This window comes from Streptomyces phytophilus (assembly GCF_013870535.1).
Taxonomy (GTDB): domain Bacteria; phylum Actinomycetota; class Actinomycetes; order Streptomycetales; family Streptomycetaceae; genus Streptomyces; species Streptomyces phytophilus.
In genome coordinates, this window is record NZ_JACBXC010000435.1 from 1 (window position 1) to 4579 (window position 4579).

Here is a 4579-nt window from a genome sequence, read left to right on the forward strand (position 1 = left end):
AACACCTCGCCGGTCGAGCCGTCGACGGCGACGACCGTCCCCTCGGCCAGTTCCCCGGCGCCCGGCAGCGCCACCACCGCCGGCACGCCGAGCGCACGGGCGAGGATCGCGCTGTGGCTCGTCGGCCCGCCCTCCTCGGTGACGAAGCCGAGGACGAGCGAGGGGTCGAGGAGGGCGGTGTCGGCGGGCGCCAGATCGCGGGCGATCAGCACGTACGGCTCGTCGCTGTCCGGCACCCCCGGCATCGGTACGCCGAGCAGCCGGGCCACGATCCGGTTGCGCACGTCGTCCAGGTCGGCGACCCGCCCGGCCATGTACTCCCCGGCGCCGGCGAGCAGTTCGCGGTAGGCCGCGAAGGCGTCGTACGCCGCGCGCTCGGCCGAGGAGCCGACCGCGATCCGCCGCTCCACGTCCGCCGCCAGCTCCGGGTCCTGCGCGATCATGGCCTGTGCTTCCAGCACCGCCTGCGCCTCGCCGCCGGCCAGGTTGCCGCGCGCCACCAGGTCGGCGGCAACCGCCTCCACGGCCTTGCGCACCCGCTCCTGCTCGCGCGGTGCCTCCGCCGCGGGAATCTGCTTCGCCGGCGGTTCGAGCACCGCCGTGCCCATGTGCCGTGCCTCGCCGATCGCCACCCCGTGGCTCACGCCGACGCCTCGCAGAGTCGTCGTCTCCATGTCACCAGTCTTCCGCAAGTGCGCGGCGGCGTCCCGCCGCGGCTGTCGTACGCGCACGGGCCGCAGCACCGGGGCCCGCCGGACGGCCGTCGCCGGCTCGTCACTCCCAGGTGAACAGCGCCTCGCCGGCCTTGATCTCCCCGTCCTCCGCCACCGCGGACAGCGCGTCCGCACCGGCGTCGAGCGCCACCACCGGCGAGCCCGATGGCGCGGCCGGTGAGCGGGGACGAGACTTGAGTCATGCCGGGGCCTCCAGAACACAGCGGGGGGTCGGCGCCGCCCGTGTCCGCGGGGGCCGCGCCGCTCCTGAAGCGTAACCAATCGGAACGAGCCATTCCGCGCCGAGTGGACCCGACCGGACCGAGCGGCCCCCCGGCCCCCGGACCGGCCCCCGCGCGATCCCCGGAACAGCCCCCCGCATCCCCCTCCGCACCGCCCGTCGCGCCCGCCCCCGAACCGGCCTGCGCGCAGGCCCGTTCCCGCCTGCGGGTAGGGTCGGAGCGCATCGTCGGCGCGTCTGGCGGGACCGGCGGGAACGGACGGGGAGGCACGCGGGTGGAGGTCCAGGCGACGGAGACTTCGAAGGACCGGATCTTCACCGTCCCCAACCTCCTCAGCATGTCCCGCCTCGTCCTGGTTCCCGTCTTCCTGTGGCTCATCCTTTGGCCCGAGTTCGGTGGCCCCAACGCCGACGGCTGGGCGCTGGCGATCCTCCTGTTCAGCGGCGTCAGCGACTATCTCGACGGCAAGCTCGCCCGGCGCTGGAACCAGGTCTCGAACCTGGGCCGCATCCTCGACCCGGCCGCCGACCGGCTCTACATCCTGGCCACGCTCGTCGGCCTGACCTGGCGGGAGATCCTGCCGCTGTGGCTGACCGTCCTGCTGCTGTCCCGCGACGCGATCGTCGGCGCGGCCGTCTGGATGCTCGGCCGCCACGGCTACCCGCCGCCGCAGGTGAACTTCCTGGGCAAGTCCGCCACCTTCTGTCTGATGTACGCCTTCCCGTTGCTCCTCCTCAGTGACGCAAGTGGATGGGTGTCGTCACTCTCTGCTATTTTCGGATGGGCGTTCGCCGGCTGGGGTACAGCGCTGTACTGGTGGGCCGGCGGCCTCTACCTCGTTCAGGTGCGCCGTCTCATCCGAGGGGACGCCCGCGCGGACACCACCCCCGACTAGGCGGCAGCCGGCATCGCCGTCTCACGCCCAAGGAGGACGCTTCCGATATGAAGGCCGTCGTGATGGCTGGGGGCGAAGGCACCCGCCTGCGCCCCATGACCGCGAGCATGCCCAAGCCCCTGCTGCCGGTGGTGAACCGGCCGATCATGGAGCACGTCCTGCGGTTGCTCAAACGCCACGGGCTGACGGAGACGGTGGTGACCGTCCAGTTCCTCGCCTCCCTGGTGCGGAACTACTTCGGGGACGGCGAAGAGCTGGGCATGGAGCTCTCGTACGCCAACGAGGACCGTCCGCTGGGCACCGCGGGCAGCGTGAAGAACGCCGAGGAGGCGCTGAAGGACGACTCGTTCCTGGTCATCTCCGGCGACGCGCTCACCGACTTCGACCTCACCGACCTGATCGCGTTCCACCGCGAGAAGGGCGCGCTGGTCACCGTCTGCCTCACCCGGGTCCCCAACCCGCTGGAGTTCGGCATCACCATCGTCGACGAGGAGGGCAAGGTCGAGCGGTTCCTGGAGAAGCCCACCTGGGGCCAGGTCTTCTCCGACACCGTCAACACCGGCATCTACGTGATGGAGCCGGAGGTCTTCGACTACGTCGAGGCGGACACCTCGGTCGACTGGTCCGGTGACGTCTTCCCGCAGCTGATGAAGGACGGCAAGCCCATCTACGGCTACGTGGCGGAGGGCTACTGGGAGGACGTAGGCACCCACGAGAGCTACGTCAAGGCGCAGGCCGACGTGCTGGAGGGCAAGGTCGACCTCGACCTCGACGGCTTCGAGATCTCGCCCGGCGTCTGGATCGCCGAGGGCGCCGAGGTGCACCCCGAAGCCGTCCTGCGCGGCCCGCTCTACATCGGCGACTACGCCAAGGTCGAGCAGGGCGCCGAGGTCCGCGAGCACTCGGTGCTCGGCTCCAACGTCGTCGTCAAGCAGGGCGCGTTCCTGCACCGCGCCGTCGTCCACGACAACGTCTACATCGGCGGCCACACCAACCTCCGCGGCTGCGTCATCGGCAAGAACACCGACATCATGCGCGCCGCGCGGATCGAGGACGGCGCGGTCATCGGCGACGAGTGCCTGGTCGGCGAAGAATCGATCATCCAGGGCAATGTGCGGGTCTACCCCTTCAAGACCATCGAAGCGGGCGCGTTCGTCAACACCTCGGTGATCTGGGAGTCGCGCGGCCAGGCCCACCTCTTCGGCGCCCGCGGCGTCTCCGGCATCCTCAACGTCGAGATCACCCCCGAGCTGGCCGTCCGGCTGGCCGGCGCGTACGCCACCACTCTGAAGAAGGGCTCCAGCGTCACCACCGCCCGCGACCACTCCCGCGGCGCCCGGGCGCTCAAGCGCGCGGTGATCTCCGCGCTCCAGGCCAGCGCCATAGACGTACGGGACCTGGAGAACGTGCCGCTGCCCGTGGCCCGGCAGCAGACCGCGCGCGGCAGCGCCGGCGGCATCATGGTCCGCACCACCCCCGGTGTGCAGGACTCCGTCGACATCATGTTCCTCGACGAGCGCGGCGCCGACCTCTCCCAGGCCGCGCAGCGCAAGCTCGACCGCGTCTACGCCCGCCAGGAGTACCGCCGCGCGTTCCCCGGCGAGATCGGCGACCTGAGGTTCCCCGGCAGCGTCTTCGACTCCTACACCGGCTCGCTGCTGCGCGCCGTGGACACCGCCGGCATGGCCGAGGCCGGCCTGAAGGTCGTCGTCGACGCCTCCCACGGCAGCGCCGGCCTGGTGCTCCCGAGCCTCCTCGGCCGGCTCGGCGTGGACGCCCTGACCATCAACCCCGGCCTGGACGAGTCCCGCCCGACGGAGACGCCGCAGTCGCGCCGCGCCGGCCTCGTGCGCCTCGGCGAGATCGTCTCCTCCGCGCGCGCCGCGTTCGGCGTGCGCTTCGACCCCGTCGGCGAGCGCATCTCGCTGGTCGACGAGAAGGGCCGGATCGTCGAGGACGACCGGGCGCTGCTCGTCATGCTGGACCTGGTCGCGGCGGAGCGGCGCAGCGGCCGGGTGGCGATGCCGGTGACGACGACGCGTATCGCCGAGCAGGTGGCCGCGTACCACGGCACACAGGTGGAGTGGACGACCACGTCGCCCGACGACCTGGCCCGGGTGGCGCGGATGGACGGCACGGTCTTCGGCGGCGACGGCCGCGGCGGCTTCATCGTCCCGGAGTTCTCCTCCGTCTTCGACGGCGCCGCCGCCTTCGCCCGGCTCACCGGCCTGGTCGCACGCACGCAGCTCACCCTCAGCCAGATCGACGCCCGCATCCCGCAGGCGTACGTGCTCGGCCGCGACCTGGCCACGCCGTGGGCGGTCAAGGGCATGGTCATGCGCCGGGTGGTGGAGGCCGCGGGCTCCCGGGACGTCGACACCACCGACGGCGTCCGCGTCGTGGAGGCCGACGGCCGCTGGGTGCTGGTGCTGCCGGACCGCGCCGAGGCGGTCACGCACCTGTGGGCCGAGGGCCCCGACCAGGCGTCCGCCGAAGCCCTGCTCGACGAGTGGGCGGCGGTCGTCGACGGGAGCGCCGACTGACGCGGGCACAGCGGAGCGAGAGTTCACCCAACCCAGGGGTCGCGGCACCATAAGGGCTCCCGGCGTGCAACGATGTCCGGCATGCCGCAGCAGCCCCCCGAACGGAGCAGCGCCTCGGCACGCCCCCGTCCGGACGCCTCCATGTCGCTGCTGACCCGGCTGATGGACCACAGCCTGGACGACGGG

Annotated in this window: 3 protein-coding genes and 1 pseudogene; 3 read left to right on the forward strand and 1 reads right to left on the reverse strand. The window is 72.2% G+C overall.

Features of this window, described 5'->3' with window-relative positions:
- On the reverse strand, positions 1–674 hold a 674-nt coding region (locus tag H5J30_RS18610), incomplete at its 3' end, for a PEP-utilizing enzyme (protein WP_258563396.1).
- Positions 675–1229: 555 nt separating this feature from the next.
- Here H5J30_RS18610 and clsA point away from each other — a divergent pair.
- From clsA to H5J30_RS37810, 3 genes and pseudogenes are all read left to right on the forward strand, one after another.
- Complete coding sequence (gene clsA / locus H5J30_RS18615) at positions 1230–1850, forward strand: cardiolipin synthase ClsA (protein ID WP_181788546.1); 621 nt, start codon at positions 1230–1232, stop codon at positions 1848–1850.
- 47 nt (positions 1851–1897) lie between these two features.
- Complete coding sequence (locus H5J30_RS18620; protein ID WP_181788547.1) at positions 1898–4393, forward strand: mannose-1-phosphate guanyltransferase; 2496 nt, start codon at positions 1898–1900, stop codon at positions 4391–4393.
- A 72-nt stretch (positions 4394–4465) separates the two neighbouring features.
- Positions 4466–4579: pseudogene (locus H5J30_RS37810) on the forward strand (DUF881 domain-containing protein); the annotation flags it as partial.

Excerpts from the sequence above, each read along its gene's own strand:
- H5J30_RS18620 (WP_181788547.1), top strand. The coding sequence starts at position 1,898 with ATGAAGGCCGTCGTGATGGCTGGGGGCGAAGGCACCCGCCTGCGCCCC.